The sequence below is a fragment of the Aliiroseovarius sp. F20344 genome, assembly GCF_023016155.1.
Lineage (GTDB): Bacteria > Pseudomonadota > Alphaproteobacteria > Rhodobacterales > Rhodobacteraceae > Aliiroseovarius.
Map to the genome: position 1 here is coordinate 337,531 of NZ_JALKBG010000008.1, position 18,907 is coordinate 356,437.

An 18,907-nucleotide genomic window follows, 5' to 3' on the forward strand; every position below is an offset into this window, starting at 1 on the left:
GTATTCACGCAGATCAGACCGACATGCAGATGTATTTCATCTCAAGGAAATCCTCGATCCCGTGGCGCGAGCCTTCGCGGCCGAGGCCCGATTGCTTCACGCCGCCAAACGGTGCGGTCTCGGTCGAGATGATGCCAGTGTTCACACCGACGATGCCGTATTCCAGCGCTTCGGCCACTTTGTAAACGCGGCTCAGGTTGTTGGCGTAGAAATAGGACGCAAGCCCGAATATCGTGTCATTGGCCTGCGCGATCACGTCGTCTTCGTCCTTGAACTTGAACAAGGGCGCCATCGGGCCGAAGGTTTCGTCCGTGGCGACGTCCATCTCGCGTGTGGCGTTTTTAATGATGGTCGGCTCAAAGAACAGGCCGCCCTTTTCGTGTTCCTTACCGCCAAGGATCACTTCACCACCCTTCGAGGTCGCGTCGGCCACATGCTCGCGCACTTTCTGAACAGCGGCAGGCGAGATCAGCGGACCAAGCGCGATGCCTTCGTTCAGGCCGTCGCCGACGGGCAGGGCCGATACGGCTTTGGAGAAGCGTTTGGCGAATTCGTCGTAGACGCCTTCCTGCACATAGATCCGGTTGGCACAGACGCAGGTCTGGCCGTTGTTGCGGAACTTACAAGCAATTGCGCCTTCCACGGCGGCGTCCAGATCGGCGTCGTCAAACACGATAAAAGGCGCGTTGCCTCCCAGCTCCATCGAGCATTTCAGCACCTGATCAGCAGCCTGACGCAGAAGGATACGACCCACATTGGTCGAGCCGGTGAAGGTCAGCTTGCGCACCAGCGGGTTCTCGCAGAACTCTTTCCCGATGTCCGAGCTGCGCGAGCTGGGCACGATGTTGAAGACGCCCGCGGGGATGCCAGCGCGTTCAGCCAGAACGGCCAAAGCGGTGGCGGACAGCGGGGTCAGCTCTGCCGGACGTCCGACAAAACCACACCCTGCAGCAATCGCTGGGCCACACTTGCGGGTGATCATCGCGTTGGGGAAGTTCCACGGTGTGATCGAGGCCACAACACCGATCGGCTGACGGATCACCATCAGGCGCTTATCGGGCTGGTGGCCGGGGATGGTTTCTCCATAGATACGCTTGGCTTCTTCACCGAACCATTCAATGAAGCTGGCACCATATGCGATCTCGCCGGTGGCCTCTGGCAGCGGCTTGCCCATTTCAGAGGTCAGAATTACAGCCAGATCTGCCTGGTTCTCCATCATCAGCTCAAACCATTTGCGCATGATGTTGGCGCGTTCCTTGGCGGTGCGCTTGGCCCATTCGCGGCCCGCTTTGTCAGCCACTTCGATGGCGCGAGCCACTTCAGTGCGCGACAGATCAGCGACCTGTGCGATCACTTCGCCACGGGCCGGGTTGGTCACGTCAAATGTGGCCCCATCATCGGCGTCAATCCATTCGCCATTCACATAGGCGCGGGTTTCAACCAACGAGGGGTCTTTCAGCAGCTTCTTGAGCTCTGTTGCATTGGCAGCCATGGTTGTCTCTCCCAAATCTGGTGCCGACGGGATCGGCGATCCGGTCGGTGGTGTCTTTATGTTGACATGTTAAGTAGTTTTGGCGCAAGCACGCCGGTCCTCTTGGATTCGGACATAGCGCATCAATGCCCGAAATTCATCCCAATTGGATACATTTTTTTGATCATTTTTTGGAGGGTCGCGCGGGCTTTTCTGTGCCCGCGCAGAATTCTTCGAAGAATCGTCGTTTTTGCCACAAGAAACGTGCAGAGAAGACGGTGCTGACGCTTTGGTCAGCGCCCGAAATCTTCCAGCCCGCGGTGGTCAATTTCGGACAGAAGGGACTTCATTACTTCTGGATCAGCGCCCGACGCTTGGATCAGAATACGCCCGTCCACGATGCCCGACAATTCGCCATCTTGATTGAGGTATTTCAGTCGACCAATGCGCTCCAGCTTCATGCCCATCAGGCCCGCATTGGCCATCATGCCCGAGAGCGCACCAACCATCGGGTTGTCGGCCATGATCGTGATCGAGAATTCTTCGTTTCCATCGCTATAAGTGGCTTCAGCACCGGCACCCCCGCCGAACATCGCCATCCCTGCGCTCACCTCAGTCGACACTTCACGGGTCCATCCGTCCGGGGCTTCGGGCAGAAACTTTGCAAGGTTGGCGGTCTTCATCGACTGCATCAACTGCTTGGCATATTCCAGTTCTTCCAAGGCGTATTGAACGTCGCCTTCTTCATAGGCGGTCAGCGCGCTTTTCAATGTGTCCGACACTTCATCAGCTACCGCGAAGGTCGGCAGCACAAGCGCAGTGACAAGGGCCAGTTTGGCGAAATGGGTCATGGTAAACTCCTAAGTAATTGGCCGCTTACTTGGCCTTTTATTCAAATGCGTTTGCCCAGCAGGGTAGTGTATCCCCCTCCGCAGGGCTAGCCGCATAGACGCCGCGTGCAATGGCGCGCGCAAGGCAGGTGGCGGCGGCATGGCCCAATCGAAGTGCGTCAAACCCCGGATCAGGCAGAGGTTTCGCGCCCGTCGCCGCAACAAAGATCAGATCGCCATCAAACGGAGTGTGGCTGGGATGGATGGCGCGGGCCATGCCGTCATGTGCCGCTGTGGCCAATCGGGTTGCCTGTGCCTGCGTAAGGTCCGCATCGGTGGCGATGATTGCGATCGTGGTGTTTTCACCAAGGCGCGCTTCGGGGCGGGGCTCTTGGGTTGGATCATGATTGCCCATGCCGTGGCCGCCGAATTCACCGTTCATTTCCCATGGGGCGGCCCAGAACTCTGGCCCGTCGCCCATGGTGACAGAACCCAAGGAGTTTACGGCAACCAGCGCCCCCACGGTGATGCCGCAGTCTAGCACAAGCGACGCCGATCCAAGCCCGCCTTTCAGATTGGCCGTGGTAGACCCGCAGCCCGCCCCCACGCTGCCAAGCGGGAATGAAGTATCCGCCGCCGCAAGCGCCACGCGGCCCAGGGCCTTGTACGGGTTCTCGGCCCAGCCCTTATCCCCGCCGTTCAGCAGATCAAACAGGATCGCGCCGGGCACGATTGGCACGCGTTGGTCACCGACTTGGAACCCGCGACCCTCAGCACGAAGCGCATCCGCCACGCCCGAGGCTGCATCCAATCCAAAGGCTGACCCACCTGACAACACCAGCGCATCCACCTGTTGCACCAGTTTGTCGGGGGCCAGAAGGTCGGTTTCACGCGTGCCGGGTGCGCCGCCCATGACATGCACAGCAGTGGTGAAGGGCGCATCGCCAACCAGAACTGTTGCCCCGGTTTTGATGGTGTGATCTTCCGCGTTGCCGACACGCAGCCCTGCCACATCGGTGATCAGATTGTTTGCGCCGGGTTTCATCAGATGCACCGTCCGCCATCAACTTCCATGGCAACGCCCGTGACCATGCTGGCTTCGTCTGAGCACAAGAAACAAGCTGCATTCCCCATGTCTTCCGGGGTCGAGAAGCGGCCGATGGGAATGGTCGAGACGAACTTTGCACGCATCTCGGGCGTGTCTTCACCCATGAAACTGGACAGAAGCGGCGTTTCACCGGCAACCGGACAGATCGCATTCACGCGCACCCCATGCGGGGCCAGTTCGACCGCCATGGCTTTGGTTGCCGTGATCATCCAACCCTTAGAGGCATTATACCAATTCAGGTTCGGGCGCGGACTTAACCCAGCAGTTGAGGCGACGTTCAAGACCGCGCCTTTGCCCGCGGCTTTCATCCACGGAACGAAATAGCGCGCGGTCAGGTAAACAGATTTGGCATTCACCGCCAAAACGCGGTCGAATTCGCCTTCGTCAACCTCTTCCATCGGCTTGGGCAGATGGGTAATGCCCGCGTTGTTCACCACGATGTCTACATGGCCCCAAAGCTCATGCGCGGCGCGCGCCATCTGGGCCACGCTGTCACTTGATGACACATCAACATGATGGGCTGTGCCGCCGACTTCATCTGCGACCTCGCGTGCCAGTTCGTCGTTCAGATCAGCCACCAGAACCCGTGCCCCTTCGGCTGCGAATTTGCGCACGATGCCCGCGCCAAAACCCGAGGCCCCGCCGGTTACAATCGCTGTTTTGTCCCGAAGCCGCATCACACTCTCCCTATGATCATCGGATTGTCTGAGGCAGCTTGCGCCCATTCTTCAACCCGTGCAAGTCACCCGCGTCCAACCTGCCAATTCGTCGCGGACAGGCTGGCAAATCGTCCAAAGCGTGCAAGCTCCGCATCAAGTTTTTTGTGGCGTACAGGTCCCCAACGCACGCCCGGTTCCGGCCAAAAGCCGATTACGGACAACGCGCCTGTTTTCCGGTCGGCCTTAAGCTCGATCCGTCCGACGAAACGATCGCCTTCCAAAAGCGGATAGACGTAATACCCCCAGCGCCTTTTGTCTTTCGGTACGAACATTTCATTGCGGTAGTCAAAGCCAAACAGCTTCTCAAGCCGTGCGCGATCACGGATCGCCGGATCAAACGGGTTCAGGATACGCAGCCGCGTGGTGGGGGCGGGCGTGTTTGCCAATCTCTGCTCGACATCTGCAGGGGCGTGGGCCAAGTAGCTGCCACCGTCGGCTGTCTCAATTTCAACGGGTATCAACTTGGCTGCGCTGCACCAGGCTTTCGCCTCTCGTGCTGTCATCGCATCCCAGAACCGCCCGACCTCACCGGTAGTTGCAAAAGACAAGCGATCAATTGCGTTTTCGCATAGCCAGTGGACGGCATACTCATCAGGAACTGGATCATGGGTTGGAAACACCCGATCGCCCAGATCATAGAACTTCACAAAATTCTCGCGGTGACAGGTGGCAAGATCACCTGCATACCACATCTGATCCAACGCTTTTTTGTGCGGGGGGCGTGCCCACATCTCGCGCTTTTCAACCTTGGTGTCGAAGGCGTGTGTGGATAGCGCGCCCTCGGCTTCGATACGGGCGCGGATCGTGGCGATCTGTTCTTGTGCCAGTCCGGACTGATACCATTCGGACCGACCGGCATAGGCGCCAAGCCGGTCAAACTGCCGCCTCCAATAAGGCAACACGCGCATGTCGATCAGGCTGGCGTCATGGGTGAAATGTTCAAATATTTCCCGCGCGCGCAGCCGTTTCCAGATCTCGCTTTCACGGATGTTCTGATTGCGGGTCCACAGAATGTGATTGTGAGCACGGGTCACATTTCGGATCGTGTCGATTTGCACGAAGCCCAACCGCCAGATCATCTCTTGCAAATCGACTGGTCCGGTGGGGGTGTTGGACAAAAGATTGGTCCAAAGCCACAGGTGGCGCGCCTGTCGATTGGTAAGACGAAGGGGGGTGGTCATGATTTATCCGTGTCGCGCCGCGATGGTTTTTAGCTGTGAGAAACCGTAGAGCGCCTCGAACCCTTTTTCGCGGCCGTGGCCGGATTTCCCAACTCCGCCGAAAGGCAGTTCAACGCCACCGCCTGCACCGTAATTATTGATGAAAATCTGCCCCGCGCGCAGCCGTTTGGCCAGCCGCATCTGGCGCGCGCCATCGGCGGTCCAGATGCTGGCAACCAGCCCGTAATCCGTGGCGTTGGCGATCTGGACGGCCTCGTCTTCGGTGTCAAAAGGAATGACAACCTGAACTGGCCCAAAGACCTCATCTCGCGCGAGCGGGTGGTCGGGTGGCACATCGGCGAAAAGCGTCGGGGCCACGTAGTGCCCGCCTTCTGTTGCGTCAGTGACTTGACCGCGCCCGGCAGTTTTCAGATCCGCACCCTGTGCGAGGAAGCTCTCTACGATCTCCTTTTGGCGAGCCGAAATAAGCGGCCCAACATTCAAATCCGCATCTGCTGGCCCCACGCGCAACGCGTCGTAAGCCGTGCCCATTCGCGCAACCACGTCGTCATAGACACCCCGCTGAACAAGGATACGCGAACTGGCCGAGCAGGTCTGTCCCGCGTTTTGGATGCAAGCACCAACAAGAAAGCGAAGGGCTGCGTCCAGATCGGCGTCGTCAAAAACCAGCTGAGGCGACTTGCCGCCCAGTTCCAGCGTGACAGGCACCACGTTTTTAGCCGCAGCGGACTGCACCAGGCCGCCTACAGGAACCGATCCGGTGAAGCTGATGTGATCCACGTCTGGATGGGCGGATAGCGCTGCGCCCGTTTCCTCGCCCAATCCGGTCACTACGTTCAAGGCGCCTGCGGGCAGCCCTGCTTCTTCGGCGATACGCGCGAAGGCAAGCGCGGTCAGGCAGGCTTCTTCGGCGGGTTTCAACACGCACGCATTGCCCATTGCAAGCGCCGCGCCAACCGAACGCCCAATGATTTGCATCGGATAATTCCAAGGCACGATATGCCCGGTCACGCCGTGCGGTTCACGCAACGTGTAAACGGTATATCCGTCCAGATAGGGGATGGTTTCGCCCATCACCTTGTCGGCAGCGCCGCCGTAGAACTCCATGTACCGGGCGAGCGCCACTGCATCGTTGCGCGCCTGCGTCAGGGGCTTGCCCACGTCGCGCGCCTCAAGCTGGGTCAGTGCGTCGATCCGGGTTTCAACCAGTTGGCCGATCCGGGTCAGGATGCGCCCGCGTTCGGTGGCGGTCATCCGGCCCCAGTCGCCATCTAGCGCGGCACGGGCAGAGGCTACGGCGTTATCAATATCCTGTACGCTGCCGCGCCCGATTTGGGCGAACACCTGTCCGGTCGAAGGGTCTTCGACGTCGATCGTTTGGCCAGCTTTCTGCCAGATGCCACCAAGCAGGATTTCGGTCGGGTCAAACCAAAGAGCGTCCATTTATGCCTCCTTCCACGCGGGCGGAATGCGGGGCGCCGCGTTGATCAGTTCTTTTGTGTAGTCCTGCGAGGGCGCCGTAAAGACGGCCTCGGTTATGCCTTCTTCGACGATTTCGCCTGATTGCATCACCAGGACGCGATCGGTGATAGAGCGCACGACGCCGAGGTCATGGCTGATGAACAGATAGGCCAAGCCGTGCTTTGCCTGAAGGTCCGCCAACAGGTCCAGAATGTCAGCACGGATTGAAACATCCAGTGCCGAGACCGCTTCGTCCAACACGATCAGCTCGGGCCGCAGGATGAGCGCACGTGCGATGGCGATGCGCTGACGTTGACCGCCTGAAAACTCGTGCGGATAACGGGTCATGGCTTCTTCGCTCAAGCCAACCTCGGCCAAAGCTTGTCGCACTCGATCCTGCCAATCATCGGGTCGATTGCTCAGCAGGTGGAATGGTTCTGCGACCAGTTTTTCCACAGTCCAACGCGGATTAAAGCTGCCATAAGGGTCTTGGAAAACGACCTGTAGCCCGGCGCGGCGGGCTGGGTTCATATCAGGCGAAATGGGCTGGCCGTTCAAAAGGATCTCGCCCGCTTGCAGCGGTTCCAAACCAAGAATCGCGCGCGACAGGGTCGATTTTCCACAGCCACTTTCGCCCACCAACCCAAGGCTTTCCCCACGGTTCAGCGTAAAGCTGACCCCGTTCACGGCGCGAAATTGCGGGGCGGGGCCAAAGATGCGAGTTCGGGGCAAGGCATAGTCACGCACGGCGTTGCGAACTTCAAGTAGCGGCGCTTCCGCTGCGGTCGTTTGCCCGTCTGGCTGGTGTTCGGACGCTTCAAGCAACTGCCGGGTATACGGATGGGACATGGTGCGAAAGAGCGTTTCGGTCTCGCCCTGTTCGACCACATATCCTTTGCGCATGACCGCCACGTGATCCGCCATACCTGCCACCACGGCCAGATCATGGGTGATCAGCAGAAGCCCCATATTCTCTTCCGCGACCAGTTCTTTCAACAGATCGAGGATCTGCGCTTGCGTGGTCACATCCAGCGCAGTGGTCGGTTCATCCGCGATCAAAAGGTCCGGATGCAGCGCGATGGCCATAGCGATACAGACGCGCTGGCGCTGACCACCCGACAGCTCGTGTGGGTAGCGGTCCAGCGGGAAGCGGTCTTGTGGCAGGCCTACGCGGGCCAATTTTTCCGCCGCGATGCGCAAGGCCTCGGTGCGGGACGTGTCTGTATGGATCAGAAGGGTTTCTGCCACCTGATCCCCGATGGTCTTCACCGGGTTCAAGGCCGTCATTGGTTCTTGAAAGATCATCGAGATGCGCTGGCCGCGGATATCACACATCGCGTCTTCTGATAGGGTTGAGAGATCCTGATCATCCAGCAAGAGCTGCCCGGAGGCCTCGGACCCACGTGGCAAAAGCCCCATCAAGGCCAAAGCTGTCATCGATTTGCCCGACCCGCTTTCGCCGACCAGCCCGACCACTTGGCCGGGCGCAATGGACAGGTCCACGTCATGCAGGATAGGCGTGTCATGGATGGACAGAGAGAGGTTGCGGATTTCGATCATTCGCGCGCCCTCCGGATCCTTGGGTCCAGCAGGTCACGCAGCCCGTCGCCCATCAGGTTCAAGCCCAGCACCATGGCGACAATCGCCAACCCCGGCGCGATGGCAAGGCGGGGCGTGGTGTAGATCATGGTCTGCGCATCAGCGAGCATCCGACCCCAGCTGGCGGTGGGCGGTTGCGCGCCAAGACCCACATAACTCAGCCCGGCTTCGGCCAAAATGCCCAGCGAGAACTGGATGGTGCCTTGCACAATCAGCAGGTTGGCGATGTTGGGAAGGATGTGTTCAATACTGATCCGAGCTTTGCCTTTCCCAGCGACTCGCGCGGCCATGATGAACTCGCGCGTCCAGATGGTCAGCGCCCCGCCGCGTGCGACACGGGCGAAGACGGGAATGTTGAAGATACCGATGGCGATGATCGCATTGGTGGCTGAGGGCCCGAAAGTGGCCGTGATCAGGATCGCGATCACCAACGAGGGGAACGCGAAGATCAGGTCGTTGCCGCGCATAATCACCTCGTCCAGCCAGCCACCGCGATTGGCAGCAGCCATCAGGCCCAATGGCACGCCCGCGCCCATGCCGATGCCCACCGCCAAAACGGCGACGGCGATGGAAATCCGCCCGCCTTCCATCAGCATGGACAGAAGGTCGCGGCCGAAATGGTCCGTACCCAGAAGATACTCGGCCGAGGGTGGTTTGAGCTTGGCCGCGATGTTCAACGCAGTCACGTCATAGGGTGTCCACAGGTACGAGATCAGAGCAGCTGCAAGCAACACAGCGCTAAGCGCGGCGCCGATCAGAAGCTGGGCAGGCAGGCGGGTCATGCGCGCCTCCTAAGCCGTGGATCCACAACCGCATAGGCGACATCAACAAGGAACGTCACAAGGATCACGGCGAAGACCAAAAGCATGACAACGCTTTCAACAACCACCAGATCGCGCTGGGTAATCGCTTGAAAGATCAGCCGTCCAAGACCCGGCAGGAAGAACACGTTTTCGATGATAATCGCACCCGCCAGAAGAAAGCTGAACTGCAGGCCAATGATGGTCAGAACTGGGATGAAGGCGTTGCGCAACGCATGCCGCCTTGTGGCTTGCGCAACGCTTAGCCCTTTGGCGCGCGCAGTACGCATATAGTCTTGATGCAATACGTCCAAAAGCGAAGACCGCATGACGCGGGCAAGGATAGAGGCTTGCGGCAAAGCCAGTGCGATGGCGGGCAGGGTCAGCGCTTTCATTCCGGGGCCAAAGCCTTGGTCCCAACCGGGAAATCCCCCAGCAGAAAACCAGCGAAGCTGCACGGCGAAGACCAAAACCAGAAGCATCGCGAACCAGAAATTGGGTACCGCGATGCCGAGTTGTGTCACCCCCATGATGGTGTAATCCGATCCGGTTCCACGACGGCTGGCGGCGATCATGCCAACGGGAATGGCGATCAGCGTGGACAAGACCAAGGCAAAAAGCGCCAAGGGCAGCGAGACTTGCAACCGCTCCAGAACCAGCTCGGCGACTGGCACTCGGTATGTATAGGAGATCCCGAAATCTCCAGAGATCAAACCACCGATCCAGTTTAGGTATCGCGTCACCAATGATCCGTTCAGCCCGAGCTCATCACGCAGTGCTGCGACGGTTTCTGGCTGTGCATTCAGACCCAACATGAACGAGGCCGGATCGCCCGGAATAACCTCGATCATCGCGAAGATCACCAGCGAGGCGACAACAAGGCTTAGGCCAAGCGACAGGGCGCGGGTGATCAGGTATCGCAACATAGGGCGAGCCTAGCTGCGACCAGCATGCGCGGAAAGGGAAAACACCACGGCTGGGTGTTAGATCTTCACCTCGACCCCGGGCAGTTTCAGAGCCTTCATCAGATCGCGCAGCTCTTGGCGTGCTGCGACGTTCGAGATGTTCATCTGTCCCATGACGCCAATGTCGCGCAGGTCTAGAAGGGTCAGGCCGCGGGTGAAAAGCTCGCGGAAAATGACGCGCTCGTTGAAGCCTGGGGCGACGCGGAAACCGATGCGGCGCGACAGATCCTCGATCGCGTCCCCCATCTTTTTCTTGTTGTGCATCATTTGCGCGCCCAGTCGGTTGCGCACAACGATCCAGTCAACCGGTTTCAATCCAGCCTTTGCGCGCAGCTGGCGGGCGTTCCAAACCATCTCGGAATAGACAGAGGGCCCGGTCACCTTTCCCGTGGATGGGTCAATATGTGCCAGAAGGTCGAAATCAACAAAGCTGTCATTCAGCGGCGTGATCAACGTATCGGCCAGCGAATGCGCCACTTGGCTGAGGCGTGTATGTGAGCCGGGGCAATCGATCAGGATAAAGTCCTGACTGTTTTCCAGCGATGCAATGGCCATGGCCAAGCGGCGATCATAAGGGTTTTCACCTTCTTTCAGATCAGCCGTGTCTACCTCGGGAAGGTCATGATATTCGGGGGTTGGCAGGTCGACCCCAGCACGTTCCATCGATACCTTTCGGTTCTCAATGAATCGGCCAAATGTCTTCTGACGTAAGTCCAGATCCAGAACGCCAACGCGGTGCCCCATGCGCGACAGAGACGTCGCCACGTGCATGGACATGGTTGATTTGCCTGCACCACCCTTTTCATTCCCGACAACAATTATATGCGCCACGCCTGTATCCCCAGTATCTTGAGCATTTTCTTCTTCCGGCAACTATATGTCGGTTCTACTGCCGGGGGAAGAGGGTGCAGATCCAATTTTGTCAACTGAATTTCAAAGCTGGCCCTATGATCGGCGGCGCCATGCGCTATGGCTTATGAAACCGGGAAGGAGCGACCATGGAAAAGAAACGTGTACTTGTCGAATTCGGCATGGGTACCTCACTGCGCCGCGAGGACTACACCGAGGCCGCCGCCCGCGCGATCCGCGATGCGCTGTGGCATAACTCTGTCAATATGGCAGAGCTGTTTGGGTTCGAGAAAACCGATATGATCGTGGATGTCGAAGTGGCTGTTCAAAAGCCGGATCAGGTCGACACCAGTCAGTTGGCCAAGGATTTCCCGTATGGCAATATCTCTTTCGCGGTGAAACACGGCGGGTTGGATATTGAGAAGCCCCATGGTGGCACGACAGTGATCGCCAATGTCGCCATTGCCGTGTCGTTCATGATGGAGGCCGCGTGATGGGTGAAAAACGCATGATCCTTGAAATGGGAACGGGCAACGACCTTTATGGTGAGGACTACACCAAAGCGGCGTGCCGCGCGGTGCAGGATGCGCTGCATCATTCGTCGATTACCTTGTTTTCAACGCTGGGGTTGGATCACAAAGACATGCGCGTGTCTGTGACCATCGGCGTGGCAGAACCGGAAAAGCTGGACCTTGAAGTTGTGCGGGCCGAACTGCCCCGTGGCCGGGCCGAGGTGCGCGCGGTGAAGGGCGGCTTGAACACGGAAAGCGCCGGACAGGTCCATGTGGTGGCAACGGCTGCCATTGAAGCATGGTTGCCAGATCAAGCGGGGAAGTGGGTTGCAAGCATCGACGAATAGATTGTCGGATGTTCGGTTCGGTGTTAGATCGGTACTAGCAGAACGCCGGGTTCACGGCGCTGTTTACCTGAAAGACTAACTATGACGCTTATGACGTTTGCTGCTTACGAGCAGCCGTTGAAGTGGATTGCGTTTGGCCTTGGTTTGGCCAGCACGATCTCGATCGTTCAGGGTTGGCAATTGGCTGCAATGTGCCTGAGCCTGCCCTTCTGCCTGATCTGGATATACTGCGCATGGCTGCGTACTGAGAGGCAGCTTAAATACATCAATGTTCTGTTTGCGGCATTGTATATCTACGGCATCACCCGCCACCTGGTCTTGGCGCAATCCGCCTGAAACGAAAAACGCCGCTTCAAAAGAAGCGGCGTTTCTATTTCGAAAGAGGCGTGGTTTAGAAACCAAAGCCTTCGTATTTCGATTTGAACTTCGATACGCGACCACCGGTGTCCAGAAGACGGGTGCTGCCGCCGTTCCATGCCGGGTGTGCCGACGGGTCGATGTCCAGCGACAGCGTGTCGCCTTCGTTGCCCCAAGTCGATTTCATCTGAACGATGGTACCATCGGTCATTTTGACGTCGATCAGGTGGTATTCGGGATGCAGATCCTTTTTCATATCGACGCTCCTTAGGCTTGCTTGGGCTTGTATGTGGTGTCTTCGGCGATACGGGCCGATTTACCGCGACGGGTGCGCAGGTAGTACAGTTTGGCGCGGCGTACACGGCCACGACGCACTACGGTGATGCTGTCGATGTTGGTCGAATGCAGCGGGAACACACGTTCCACGCCTTCACCGAAGGAAATCTTGCGAACGGTGAACGAGCCAGCAATGCCAACGCCGTTTTTACGGCTGATGCAAACGCCTTCGTAGTTCTGCACACGGGTGCGCGAACCCTCGGTCACCTTAAAGCCTACGCGAATGGTATCGCCGGCTTTGAAGTCGGGGATGTCTTTCCCCAGGGCGGCAACTTGTTCCGCCTCGATCTGTGCGATCAGGTCCATCTGATCTTCTCCTATAAGCTTGCGGTTGTTCCGCAAAGTTGGTGCCGTACAAGAGCTCCGCGTCTTCATCGGGTCCGTCACTGGTGTGATCCAGGCGCCCGCGGGAGTGTAGTCCGCCGTTTCTTTGTCAATTTCCCTTGCGCGTCGCGCTGCCGAAGAAAGGCATCTGCCCAAAAGGAAATGGTCCGTGCGACTCATGTAAGCCCCGGACGGGCGGTGTATATGGGGAATGCGCCTTTAGATCAAGCAGATTGCGCCGGGTTGAGCCACAAATCCAGATAGGGTGTTAGGCGGCCTTTCAGGGGCTCGCTTTGGTGGATGGCACAGAAGTTTAGTGCCACTGCCTGAATGACAAATGAATGAACGCCATTGGCGAGCATCTCGGGCATTGCATCGGTGCGAAAGGGTCCATCTTTGATCCAGTTGGCAATGACATCGGCAAAGCGTTCGAAGGTCATCGCGATGGGGCCGATCTCTTCGATCTTGGCAGCGCCAGAATGCCTTAGAACAAGATCAAACACGAAGCGTTCACAGCTGATGAAGTTCATGTATGGCACGAGCGCGCTGACAATATCGTCAACCGATTTTGGCGTGGGTAGAGTTTCAATTTGATCAAGAAGCTTATCGATTTCTTCACCGATCAAGCGGTCCAAAAGCGCATCTTTATCTTTGAAATGAGAGAAGAAAGTGCCTTTGGCCACCCCAGCTTCAGCCACCACCTGTTCTACACGCATCGCTGAGTATCCAACGTCATTGATAATGGCGCGCGCTGCGTCGATCAGCTTCGCACGGGTCTTGAGTGTTCTGGGTTGAATTGCCGTTGTCATGGTGGTTTTCTATCATATTTTTGACCGTGGTCAAATTAGTTGTTGACCACGGTCAATTTTAGGGGGTAAGAAAATGACCATGGTCAATATTGGAGAAAATTATGCCCAAACGCATATTCGTATTGAATGGTCACCCTGCTGAGAAATCACAGTCTCATCAGTTTGCCACGGCCTATGCACAGAGCGCCGAGGCGCAGGGCCACGAGTTGCGGGCGGTTCACATCCGGGATTTGGAGTTTGACCCAGATTATGGGTTCGCTGGATATTCGCAGCAAAAGCCGCTTGAACCTGATCTGGAGCGGGTGTTGGAGAATATCAGGTGGTGTGAACACCTCGTTTTGACCACCCCGATGTGGTGGGGTGGGTTGCCAGCAAAACTGAAAGGTTTGATCGACAGGGTCTTTCTGCCTGGAACAGCCTTTGATCCGCGCGGGGCAGGGCTGCCGAAGCCTCTGCTGACCGGGCGCAGTGCGCGGGTCATTATGACATCAGACAGCCCTTGGTGGTATTTCCGGTTCTGGCTGCACCGACCGCTCTATTGGCAGTTAAAGCGGCAGATCTTGGAGTTTAGCGGTTTGAAGCCAGCCAAGATCACACATTTTGCGCCCTCCTCTCATCCCAAAGCCGGGCAAGTGGACAAGCGGATAAACGCGGTGTGTAAACTGGCCGAGCGCGCGATCTAGTCGTCGGCAGGACCCTCGGACCGACCCTGATGCGCCGCCCAAAGATCGGGGCGGCGTTCTTGCGTGATCTTCTCGCTCATCTCGCGACGCCACTTTTCAATTTTGCCGTGATGGCCCGAGGTCAGCACCTCTGGGATTGTCCGGCCCCGCCATTCTGCCGGGCGGGTGTATTGAGGATGTTCCAACATTCCGGCTGAAAAGCTTTCCTCTTCGGTTGAAGCCTCGTTTCCAAGAACGCCTGGCAATAGGCGCACTGTTGCGTCCAGCATGGCTTGTGCCGCGATCTCGCCTCCGGTCAAGACAAAATCACCAAGGCTGATTTCTTCGATGTCGTATTCTTCCAGAACGCGCTCATCGACACCCTCAAAGCGACCGCAGAGGATGGTCATGCCGTCACATTCGGCAAAGCGGCGCGCGGTGGCCTGATCCATCGGTTTGCCGCGCGGTGACATGTATACGATCGGCCATTTGGCGCGATCCTTAGGCACACCGCGCTGGGCTATGTCGATGGCACGGCCCAGAATGTCGGCGCGTAATACCATGCCGGCACCACCACCCGCAGGCGTGTCATCCACGTTGCGATGCTTGCCTTCACCAAAGATACGCAGGTCGATGGGTTCCAAGGCCCATCCTCCGTCTTTCAACGCCTTCCCGGTCAGGCTTTCGCCCAGGACACCTGGAAAAGCGCCCGGAAACAGCGTAATGACTTTCGCCGTCCACGTGCCCGCAATACGCGGCGTGTCCGTCACCAACTCGCGCGGTTTGAACGAAGCTGACACGGCAATGCGGCCATGGGAGCGGGGCTTTTTCTCGGGCGTATCAGTCATGATGAAGGCTTATCCACGTGGGAAAGGGTTGCCCAGAGCCAAACAGGCGCTGGTTATTCAGGAAACACACCTTCAGGCGGGTCGGCAATGATCCGGCCAGACGCCAGATCGACTGTTGGCACAGCCTCAAGCGTGAAGGGAAGAAGCGCTGTGGCTGAACTGCCCGGCAAACGGACCTCCAACACATCCGACGCACCGTGATTGTGTACGGCATGGACTTTCCCCAGCTCTTGCCCACCTGTGTCCAGAACGGTCAGGCCTACAAGGTCGGTATGATAGTATTCGTCGTCGGGAAGAGTGGGCAACGCATCGCGATCCACGAAAAGCTTCACGCCCTTCAGGGCATCCGCGTCTTCCTTTGTGCCCACCCCATCGATCCGAACAGAGAAGCCATTTTTGATGGGACGCAGAAGCGTCAGAGAGATGGATTTTGTTCCATCCTCAGACATCAGGGGGCCATAGTCTGCGATCGCTGTAGGCTCTGCACAGAAGCTTTTGATGCGCACCTCACCGTGGACGCCATAAGCGCCGCTGATGCTTCCTACACAAATCCGGTCGTCACTCATTTTGCACCTATGCAAACACCTTGTTCCATCTGGCCGCCACGGGCCACGCATTTGTCGCCCAGAACACTACGTTCATAGACTAAGCCAGCTGTGAAGCCTGCGCCGACCAATATGATCAACTTGAAAGGATGAAATAGCAAACCCATTTGGCGTTACCTAACCTCGAGCGGCAATGCGCCGCGCCGTGATTCCCATCCGGCTTTTTCAAGCTCGGGGCTGTCTGTGGCTTCTTCTGGCCAGCCTAAGCAAAAGTACCCGACAAGGCTCCAGCTTTTGGGCACATCCAGATCGCGGGCAAGCTGTTCGGGGTCTAAAATGGACACCCAGCCCAACCCCAACCCGCGCGATCGAACCGCAAGCCAGAACAGCATAATAGCGGACACAACCGAATAGCGGCGCATTTCGGGCATGGATTTTGCACCAAGTCCCGCGCCTTTGTCGGTTGTTTCATCGCAGAAGATTGCGAACTGTACCGGAGCATCTTCCATGCCCGACAGTTTCAACCCTGAATACAGCTGCGCTTTTTCACCGGAATAGCCTGATAGAGCCTCGGCGTTGGCAGCTTTAAAATTTTCCAGCGCGGCTTTACGGGCGCCGTTACTGCTGACCCTGATCAAACGCCAAGGTTCGGACAGCCCCACGGAAGGGGCCATCAGAAACGCGTCGAGGCATCGCGTCAGCAATGCCTCGTCCACAGGGTCCGTGCGAAAGCGGCGCACGTCGCGCCGCCAACGCATCAGATCTTCTAGATCCGACTGAAACTCGTCTGAAAAGGCGTGCATGTCAGATCCAACCCGCCGGATTTATTCCTCAGCAGCAGCTTCTTCAGCCGGAGCTTCTGCAGGTGTTTCAGCCGGAGCTTCAGCGGCTTCTTTAGCAGCAGCAGCTTTTTCAGCTTTCTCTTCAGCGCGATCCTTGGCTTTCTGGCCCGGCTCGGCTTTCTTCATGTTGGCGCGCTCTTTCTTTTCCAGAACACCAGCGGCTTCCAGGAAGCGGCTTACGCGGTCCGAAGGCTGAGCGCCTTGGTCCAGCCAGTACTGAACGCGTTCCATGTCCAGCTTGATGCGCTCTTCCGAATCTTTCGGCAGAAGCGGGTTGTAGGTGCCCAGCTTTTCGATGAAGCGGCCGTCACGCGGCATGCGCGAGTCTGCTGCTACAACGCGGTAGAAGGGACGTTTTTTCGAGCCGCCACGGGCGAGACGAATTTTCATAGCCATGAGAGTTTTCCTTTTTACTAGCTATTTGAGAGGGGCAGCGCCCCAGTCATTCCTGATGTTGTTTGTGATGCCTGATCACCTCATCGATGATGAAGTTCAGGAATTTCTTGGCGAATTCGGGGTCCAGATTGGCGCGGGTGGCCAGGTCTTCCAGACGTTCGATTTGACGTGCTTCCCGGTCGGGGTCGGACGGTGGCAGGGCATGTTCTGCCTTCAACTTGCCGACCGCTTGCGTGTGCTGGAAGCGTTCGCCCAGCGTGTAGACAAGAATTGCGTCCAGCCGGTCAATCGACTCGCGATGTTCTTTCAACAGGTCTGCGGCACGTGTGGATGTGTCGGTCACAAGCAGTCCTCCGGTGCAGGGTGGCGATAAACAGTCAGGTCGGGATGGGCATTCCATCCAGGGGCAGTGCCATCTGGTCTTGCGTTCAATCGAGTGGCCACGGCCGCCGAAGCGATGTTGGCGGGGTCGATATACGAAACGAGTTTAGGCAGTCCCAAGGTATGATAACCCCAATGACGCACGGCAATGGCAGCTTCGGTTGCGTAACCGTGTCCTTCAAACTCGTCGGCATACAGCGAATAGGCGACTTCCGGTTCCGGGCGGTGATTTGATTTGCGTATCCCAACACGCCCAAGCGCAGCAGCATCTTCACGGCGTTCGACATGGAAATAGCCATAACCGTGTTCATCCCAATGACGCAGGTTTTCGGCAAAGCCTTCCTTGGCCTCTTCTCGGGTTGATGGCCCCCCAACCCATTTCGAGCGGTCACGCGAAACGAAATCAGCAAATGCATCGAAGTCACGCGCTTCGGGTTTGCGCAAGGTGAGGCGATCGGTGTTCAGGGACAAAGGGCTCATGCATAAGCCTCCGGTCCGCCATCGGTATCGGCTGCAGGGTGACGCCAGATCTCCATCTTGCCAAATCCGGGATGGTCGAAATGGTCTTCGAATGCTGCGCCAAGACGTTTGGCAACGGCTTTACTGCCTTCGTTTTCCGTGTCGATCAACGATATGGCGGTGGACCAGCCCAACACATCATAGGCGTGCAGACGGGCGGCCGTTGCTGCCTCGGTCGCATAACCTTTGCCGGTCGCATCGTTCATCAACGTCCAGCCGATTTCCGGCTCAGGCCAGCCCAAGGGGCTCCACAGGCCGACATGGCCCACATAAGCGCCGGTGGATTTCTCTTCCACACCCCAAAAGCCATAACCACGCATCGCCCAATGGCCCAACAGCATGGCGACCATGCGCCAAGTCTCGTCCTCGCGCAGAGGGCCGCCGACAAAGCGCGAGGCGTCAGACGCGAAGAACGCCGCCTCAGCCGCCACATCTGCTTCGCAAGGTGCGCGCAGGATCAGGCGGTCGGTTTCCAGCCGGGGGATATCAAGCGCCAAAGTCATTGGCGAGCCTCCGGCGCATAACTGAAGACAAGCGCGCCTTCGAGCGTATCGGTTTGTGTGCCACCAAGCTTGGTCACCAGCGCCTGGCTGGCGACATTGGCGGGGTCTACATAGCTAACGATCGCCTCGGGACGAATGCTTCGCAGATGTGCAAGGGCAGCCTTAGCCGCTTCGAATGCGAAGCCTTGGCGTTGTGCTTCAGGGGCAATGAAAAAGCCAAGCTCGATGGCTTGATCGCCCGGCTCGACCCCGGCAAAGACAAAGCCGACCACAACGTCATCGTGGCAAACGGTAAACATGCCATCGCCGCGCAACACCCAGCCAGCGGTGTAGTTGGTGAACTGTGCCCAGATTGCCTCTGCGTCCGGTTCTTGCCCGATAAACTTCGCAGAAGGTGATGAGAAGAGCCGTTGGAAAATCTCGAAATCCGACAGGACAGGTGCCCGCAACACAAGCCGTTCCGTGCGCAGAACGGGCAGGGCCGATCTGGCAGCATCGGCGATTTTAGCGCCGGGGCAAGGAAGGGTTACGGGCGAAATCATG

General features: G+C 57.9%; 25 protein-coding genes. 4 read left to right on the forward strand and 21 right to left on the reverse strand.

Going from position 1 to position 18,907, the window contains the following annotated elements:
* Positions 1-13 precede the first annotated feature (13 nt).
* From MWU55_RS10680 to MWU55_RS10725, 10 genes are all read right to left on the reverse strand, one after another.
* A complete protein-coding gene (locus tag MWU55_RS10680) occupies positions 14-1,492 on the reverse strand; it encodes an NAD-dependent succinate-semialdehyde dehydrogenase (RefSeq protein ID WP_246936163.1) in 1,479 nt (492 codons plus the stop codon).
* A gap of 272 nt (positions 1,493-1,764) precedes the next feature.
* A complete protein-coding gene (locus tag MWU55_RS10685; protein WP_246936164.1) occupies positions 1,765-2,322 on the reverse strand; it encodes a hypothetical protein in 558 nt (185 codons plus the stop codon).
* A gap of 37 nt (positions 2,323-2,359) precedes the next feature.
* Positions 2,360-3,346: a P1 family peptidase gene (locus MWU55_RS10690; protein WP_246936165.1), complete on the reverse strand. Its 987-nt coding sequence runs from the start codon at positions 3,344-3,346 to the stop codon at positions 2,360-2,362.
* The gene (locus tag MWU55_RS10695) at positions 3,346-4,086 is read right to left on the reverse strand and encodes an SDR family oxidoreductase (protein ID WP_246936166.1); all 741 of its coding nucleotides are present in this window, start codon (positions 4,084-4,086) and stop codon (positions 3,346-3,348) included. The genes MWU55_RS10690 and MWU55_RS10695 overlap by 1 nt, the downstream gene beginning before the upstream one ends.
* Before the next feature lie 65 nt (positions 4,087-4,151).
* The gene (locus MWU55_RS10700; RefSeq protein WP_246936167.1) at positions 4,152-5,309 is read right to left on the reverse strand and encodes a crosslink repair DNA glycosylase YcaQ family protein; all 1,158 of its coding nucleotides are present in this window, start codon (positions 5,307-5,309) and stop codon (positions 4,152-4,154) included.
* A gap of 3 nt (positions 5,310-5,312) precedes the next feature.
* Positions 5,313-6,752: an aldehyde dehydrogenase family protein gene (locus MWU55_RS10705; protein ID WP_246936168.1), complete on the reverse strand. Its 1,440-nt coding sequence runs from the start codon at positions 6,750-6,752 to the stop codon at positions 5,313-5,315.
* Positions 6,753-8,330, reverse strand: a complete 1,578-nt coding sequence (locus MWU55_RS10710; protein WP_246936169.1) for a dipeptide ABC transporter ATP-binding protein — start codon at positions 8,328-8,330, stop codon at positions 6,753-6,755.
* Positions 8,327-9,151 (reverse strand): ABC transporter permease, encoded by an 825-nt coding sequence (locus MWU55_RS10715; protein ID WP_246936170.1) that lies wholly within the window; start codon positions 9,149-9,151, stop codon positions 8,327-8,329. Before MWU55_RS10715 ends, MWU55_RS10710 begins: the two co-directional genes overlap by 4 nt.
* The gene (locus tag MWU55_RS10720) at positions 9,148-10,095 is read right to left on the reverse strand and encodes an ABC transporter permease (RefSeq protein WP_246936171.1); all 948 of its coding nucleotides are present in this window, start codon (positions 10,093-10,095) and stop codon (positions 9,148-9,150) included. The genes MWU55_RS10715 and MWU55_RS10720 overlap by 4 nt, the downstream gene beginning before the upstream one ends.
* A 57-nt stretch (positions 10,096-10,152) precedes the next feature.
* Complete coding sequence (locus MWU55_RS10725) at positions 10,153-10,965, reverse strand: division plane positioning ATPase MipZ (RefSeq protein WP_246936172.1); 813 nt, start codon at positions 10,963-10,965, stop codon at positions 10,153-10,155.
* 167 nt (positions 10,966-11,132) lie between these two features.
* Between MWU55_RS10725 and MWU55_RS10730 the strand changes: the two genes are divergently transcribed.
* The 3 genes from MWU55_RS10730 (at position 11,133) to MWU55_RS10740 (ending at position 12,178) form a co-directional block, all read left to right on the forward strand.
* A complete protein-coding gene (locus MWU55_RS10730) occupies positions 11,133-11,477 on the forward strand; it encodes a Lin0512 family protein (protein ID WP_246936173.1) in 345 nt (114 codons plus the stop codon).
* Positions 11,477-11,842: a Lin0512 family protein gene (locus MWU55_RS10735; RefSeq protein WP_246936174.1), complete on the forward strand. Its 366-nt coding sequence runs from the start codon at positions 11,477-11,479 to the stop codon at positions 11,840-11,842. The genes MWU55_RS10730 and MWU55_RS10735 overlap by 1 nt, the downstream gene beginning before the upstream one ends.
* Positions 11,843-11,923: 81 nt before the next feature.
* Positions 11,924-12,178 (forward strand): peptidase, encoded by a 255-nt coding sequence (locus MWU55_RS10740; RefSeq protein WP_246936175.1) that lies wholly within the window; start codon positions 11,924-11,926, stop codon positions 12,176-12,178.
* A gap of 55 nt (positions 12,179-12,233) precedes the next feature.
* Here the strand turns inward: MWU55_RS10740 and rpmE are convergent, their stop codons facing one another.
* The 3 genes from rpmE to MWU55_RS10755 form a co-directional block, all read right to left on the reverse strand.
* The gene (gene rpmE, locus MWU55_RS10745) at positions 12,234-12,455 is read right to left on the reverse strand and encodes a 50S ribosomal protein L31 (protein WP_246936176.1); all 222 of its coding nucleotides are present in this window, start codon (positions 12,453-12,455) and stop codon (positions 12,234-12,236) included.
* Between the two features lie 11 nt (positions 12,456-12,466).
* Positions 12,467-12,841 carry a 50S ribosomal protein L19 gene (gene rplS, locus MWU55_RS10750; protein WP_246936177.1) on the reverse strand — a complete coding sequence of 125 codons (375 nt, stop codon included), beginning with the start codon at positions 12,839-12,841 and terminating at the stop codon, positions 12,467-12,469.
* A 242-nt stretch (positions 12,842-13,083) separates the two neighbouring features.
* Positions 13,084-13,668 carry a TetR/AcrR family transcriptional regulator gene (locus tag MWU55_RS10755; protein WP_246936178.1) on the reverse strand — a complete coding sequence of 195 codons (585 nt, stop codon included), beginning with the start codon at positions 13,666-13,668 and terminating at the stop codon, positions 13,084-13,086.
* A 101-nt stretch (positions 13,669-13,769) separates the two neighbouring features.
* Between MWU55_RS10755 and MWU55_RS10760 the strand changes: the two genes are divergently transcribed.
* Positions 13,770-14,351: an NAD(P)H-dependent oxidoreductase gene (locus MWU55_RS10760; protein ID WP_281501856.1), complete on the forward strand. Its 582-nt coding sequence runs from the start codon at positions 13,770-13,772 to the stop codon at positions 14,349-14,351.
* Here the strand turns inward: MWU55_RS10760 and trmD are convergent.
* The 8 genes from trmD to MWU55_RS10800 form a co-directional block, all read right to left on the reverse strand.
* A complete protein-coding gene (trmD, locus tag MWU55_RS10765) occupies positions 14,348-15,178 on the reverse strand; it encodes a tRNA (guanosine(37)-N1)-methyltransferase TrmD (protein ID WP_246936179.1) in 831 nt (276 codons plus the stop codon). The genes MWU55_RS10760 and trmD overlap by 4 nt on opposite strands.
* 53 nt (positions 15,179-15,231) lie before the next feature.
* Positions 15,232-15,744 (reverse strand): ribosome maturation factor RimM, encoded by a 513-nt coding sequence (gene rimM, locus MWU55_RS10770; RefSeq protein ID WP_246936180.1) that lies wholly within the window; start codon positions 15,742-15,744, stop codon positions 15,232-15,234.
* A 152-nt stretch (positions 15,745-15,896) separates the two neighbouring features.
* Entirely contained in the window at positions 15,897-16,526 is a 630-nt protein-coding gene (gene bluB, locus MWU55_RS10775; RefSeq protein WP_246936181.1) for a 5,6-dimethylbenzimidazole synthase, read from the reverse strand.
* A 21-nt stretch (positions 16,527-16,547) separates the two neighbouring features.
* Positions 16,548-16,961, reverse strand: coding sequence for a 30S ribosomal protein S16 (gene rpsP / locus MWU55_RS10780; RefSeq protein WP_246936182.1), 414 nt, complete (start codon positions 16,959-16,961; stop codon positions 16,548-16,550).
* A gap of 46 nt (positions 16,962-17,007) precedes the next feature.
* Complete coding sequence (locus MWU55_RS10785) at positions 17,008-17,304, reverse strand: chorismate mutase (protein WP_246936183.1); 297 nt, start codon at positions 17,302-17,304, stop codon at positions 17,008-17,010.
* Positions 17,301-17,822, reverse strand: coding sequence for a GNAT family N-acetyltransferase (locus MWU55_RS10790; protein WP_246936184.1), 522 nt, complete (start codon positions 17,820-17,822; stop codon positions 17,301-17,303). Before MWU55_RS10790 ends, MWU55_RS10785 begins: the two co-directional genes overlap by 4 nt.
* Positions 17,819-18,364 (reverse strand): GNAT family N-acetyltransferase, encoded by a 546-nt coding sequence (locus tag MWU55_RS10795; RefSeq protein WP_246936185.1) that lies wholly within the window; start codon positions 18,362-18,364, stop codon positions 17,819-17,821. Before MWU55_RS10795 ends, MWU55_RS10790 begins: the two co-directional genes overlap by 4 nt.
* On the reverse strand, positions 18,361-18,906 hold the full coding sequence (locus tag MWU55_RS10800) for a GNAT family N-acetyltransferase (RefSeq protein ID WP_246936186.1): 546 nt from the start codon (positions 18,904-18,906) through the stop codon (positions 18,361-18,363). The genes MWU55_RS10795 and MWU55_RS10800 overlap by 4 nt, the downstream gene beginning before the upstream one ends.
* Between the last annotated feature and the right edge of the window lies 1 nt (position 18,907).

Coding starts and splice junctions, on each gene's coding strand:
- rpmE (WP_246936176.1), bottom strand. CDS start 12,455: ATGAAAAAGGATCTGCATCCCGAATACCACCTGATCGACGTCAAAATG.
- MWU55_RS10795 (WP_246936185.1), bottom strand. CDS start 18,364: ATGACTTTGGCGCTTGATATCCCCCGGCTGGAAACCGACCGCCTGATC.
- MWU55_RS10735 (WP_246936174.1), top strand. CDS start 11,477: ATGGGTGAAAAACGCATGATCCTTGAAATGGGAACGGGCAACGACCTT.
- MWU55_RS10690 (WP_246936165.1), bottom strand. CDS start 3,346: ATGAAACCCGGCGCAAACAATCTGATCACCGATGTGGCAGGGCTGCGT.
- MWU55_RS10790 (WP_246936184.1), bottom strand. CDS start 17,822: ATGAGCCCTTTGTCCCTGAACACCGATCGCCTCACCTTGCGCAAACCC.
- MWU55_RS10710 (WP_246936169.1), bottom strand. CDS start 8,330: ATGATCGAAATCCGCAACCTCTCTCTGTCCATCCATGACACGCCTATC.
- rplS (WP_246936177.1), bottom strand. CDS start 12,841: ATGGACCTGATCGCACAGATCGAGGCGGAACAAGTTGCCGCCCTGGGG.
- bluB (WP_246936181.1), bottom strand. CDS start 16,526: ATGCACGCCTTTTCAGACGAGTTTCAGTCGGATCTAGAAGATCTGATG.
- rimM (WP_246936180.1), bottom strand. CDS start 15,744: ATGAGTGACGACCGGATTTGTGTAGGAAGCATCAGCGGCGCTTATGGC.
- MWU55_RS10755 (WP_246936178.1), bottom strand. CDS start 13,668: ATGACAACGGCAATTCAACCCAGAACACTCAAGACCCGTGCGAAGCTG.
- MWU55_RS10715 (WP_246936170.1), bottom strand. CDS start 9,151: ATGACCCGCCTGCCTGCCCAGCTTCTGATCGGCGCCGCGCTTAGCGCT.
- MWU55_RS10695 (WP_246936166.1), bottom strand. CDS start 4,086: ATGCGGCTTCGGGACAAAACAGCGATTGTAACCGGCGGGGCCTCGGGT.
- MWU55_RS10700 (WP_246936167.1), bottom strand. CDS start 5,309: ATGACCACCCCCCTTCGTCTTACCAATCGACAGGCGCGCCACCTGTGG.
- rpsP (WP_246936182.1), bottom strand. CDS start 16,961: ATGGCTATGAAAATTCGTCTCGCCCGTGGCGGCTCGAAAAAACGTCCC.
- MWU55_RS10705 (WP_246936168.1), bottom strand. CDS start 6,752: ATGGACGCTCTTTGGTTTGACCCGACCGAAATCCTGCTTGGTGGCATC.
- MWU55_RS10800 (WP_246936186.1), bottom strand. CDS start 18,906: ATGATTTCGCCCGTAACCCTTCCTTGCCCCGGCGCTAAAATCGCCGAT.
- MWU55_RS10760 (WP_281501856.1), top strand. CDS start 13,770: ATGCCCAAACGCATATTCGTATTGAATGGTCACCCTGCTGAGAAATCA.
- MWU55_RS10720 (WP_246936171.1), bottom strand. CDS start 10,095: ATGTTGCGATACCTGATCACCCGCGCCCTGTCGCTTGGCCTAAGCCTT.
- MWU55_RS10685 (WP_246936164.1), bottom strand. CDS start 2,322: ATGACCCATTTCGCCAAACTGGCCCTTGTCACTGCGCTTGTGCTGCCG.
- MWU55_RS10730 (WP_246936173.1), top strand. CDS start 11,133: ATGGAAAAGAAACGTGTACTTGTCGAATTCGGCATGGGTACCTCACTG.
- MWU55_RS10680 (WP_246936163.1), bottom strand. CDS start 1,492: ATGGCTGCCAATGCAACAGAGCTCAAGAAGCTGCTGAAAGACCCCTCG.
- trmD (WP_246936179.1), bottom strand. CDS start 15,178: ATGACTGATACGCCCGAGAAAAAGCCCCGCTCCCATGGCCGCATTGCC.
- MWU55_RS10740 (WP_246936175.1), top strand. CDS start 11,924: ATGACGCTTATGACGTTTGCTGCTTACGAGCAGCCGTTGAAGTGGATT.